This window comes from Microbacterium aurantiacum (assembly GCF_002872075.1).
GTDB lineage: Bacteria > Actinomycetota > Actinomycetes > Actinomycetales > Microbacteriaceae > Microbacterium > Microbacterium aurantiacum_A.
Genome location: NZ_PGGU01000028.1, coordinates 1 through 1,536, shown reverse-complemented (window position 1 = coordinate 1,536; position 1,536 = coordinate 1). Strand labels below are relative to the sequence as shown.

At 63.0% G+C, this 1,536-nt stretch carries 1 protein-coding gene; it reads right to left on the bottom strand.

All coding sequences use genetic code 11. The features are described 5' to 3' along the window. Nucleotides 1-112 precede the first annotated feature (112 nt). On the bottom strand, nt 113-1,536 hold a 1,424-nt coding region (locus CUR96_RS17070), incomplete at its 5' end, for a rhamnan synthesis F family protein (protein ID WP_102194541.1).

Below are 1,536 nucleotides of genomic sequence, written 5' to 3'. Positions count from 1 at the left end.
CGAAGACCCGTCAACGCGAACGGAATGTAGTCATCCACATCCCCACGCCGGTCATAGACCACGTACACCACAAGCCGACGACCACCAACCGGGAAAACACCCGGCACCCGACTCATGTCCGCGCTCCTTTCAACGCGCCGGTGAGGCGCGTCTGCGCCCACCGGGCCGCTCCGACTCCACGGCGCAGGACAGCCATCGCCGGGCGGACCACGGGGCGGGTGCGTGCGATGAGACCGGGATGATTGAGGTTCATGTACATCCTCAGCATCGCGACGGCGCCCCCTGTCCCGATCCAGCCCGCGCGATGCAGAAACTGAATCTGCTCGATCGGATACCCGGGCGTGGTCGACGCGAGCTGATCGAGCTTGTACTCCATCGAGACGTGACTGATACCGGCGTGCTCGAGATTCATCACGGTCCGAGCGTGGAAACCGCGCTCACCGGCCCCGTACACCACGAGACGCTCCAGCACACGAGCGAGATCGGCTTTCCGGCGCTTCGACGGCCTGTCGAATTCTTCGACTCGCCACTCCGGCCGCGACAACAGCGCCAGCGCTTCCGGTCGGCAGACCCACATCCCGCCGAGGGGTGCGAGGGGAGAGACTCCGTCGAACGGCACGCGGATGCCGAGCTGCTCGGCAACCTTCTGTGCGCGAGGAAGGTAGTAGACCCAGCCTTTGCCCGGGGTTGCGTAGCCCACGTGGATCATCGGAGGCATCACGATGCCGAGCCCGGGCTCCCGCTGGAACAGCGCGAGCACATTGGCGAAATACCCCGGGCTGCCGAGCAGGTTGTCGATCTGATGGCGTCTGAAGTAAAGCACGGCGTTGGCCGATCGCTTCTTTGGAGCACGAGTATGGACCTTCACCACAAGATCGAAATCGCCGCTGACGAGTACGTCCCGCATCCCGACGAAGAATGCACTCATGTCCCGACCTCGGGATGGCACGACACGAACTTCCGACGCATCGCGCAGAGGAGAAGGGTGCTCGCTCAAGCTGCGTCGGATCGCCGCGGCTTCGACGTCCGAAGTGGTGCTGACGAACAGCGCGTGCGATTGTCCGAGCTTGTCCATCGACGACAGCAGGACTTCCACCTCACGAGCCTCCGGAACGTGAGCGATCACGGCGATGCGAAATGCCCGTGAAGGGTCGTAGGAAACGTCGATGTCGGGGAGTATCTCCATCATCCCGGCATCGGCATTGAGCGCCTTCGGTGCGACATTGCGCGCGAGGTTCTGCCACAGCACAGGCATCGGATATCCGTACTTCTCCACGTCGCGAAGCACCCGTCGCCCGATGACCGCATGTCGATCGAGATAAGGCGGATAGTGGAAGAACTGCCGCCGCTTCAAGAGCGGGCATCCATTCTCCAGCAGGAGATCAGCGTTGAAGAGCGCGGGATGATCTGTGGGGAAGTCCGTGGAGGGGTAGGCGACGTCGTGGGTGAAGCCGCGCTCCGCGAAGTGCTCCGTGAAGACCGTCTCATGCTTCAGCACCGCATCGAAATACGAAGGCATCTCCGGCAGATCACGCC